This window comes from Streptomyces sp. URMC 126 (assembly GCF_051386555.1).
Taxonomy (GTDB): domain Bacteria; phylum Actinomycetota; class Actinomycetes; order Streptomycetales; family Streptomycetaceae; genus Streptomyces.
This window is the reverse complement of sequence record NZ_JBPQTX010001069.1, coordinates 1-255: the sequence shown is the minus strand read 5'-3', so window position 1 is coordinate 255 and position 255 is coordinate 1. Positions and strand designations below refer to the sequence as shown.

The 255-nt window shown below is 70.2% G+C and carries 1 protein-coding gene; it reads right to left on the bottom strand.

Going from position 1 to position 255, the window contains the following annotated elements; all coding sequences use genetic code 11:
- Positions 1–255, bottom strand: a 255-nt coding sequence (locus ACSNOK_RS35125) for an Asd/ArgC dimerization domain-containing protein (protein ID WP_436784751.1), incomplete at both ends; no start/stop codon positions are given.

The window sequence follows — 255 nt, the reverse complement described above, 5'->3', positions numbered from 1 at the left end:
GATCTCGGAGAGGACCACGCCCGGAGCGCCCTCCAGCAGCTCCCGGGCGCGCTCGGGGCTGATCGGCCGCTCGAAGCGGGCGTTGATCTGGAGCGAGTGGCCGGTGAAGACCGGCACGCGCACGCAGGTGCCCGAGACCTTCAGCTCCGGGATGCCGAGGATCTTGCGGCTCTCGTTGCGGAGCTTCTGCTCCTCGTCGGTCTCGCCCAGCCCGTCGTCCACGATGGAGCCCGCCATCGGCAGCACGTTGAAGGC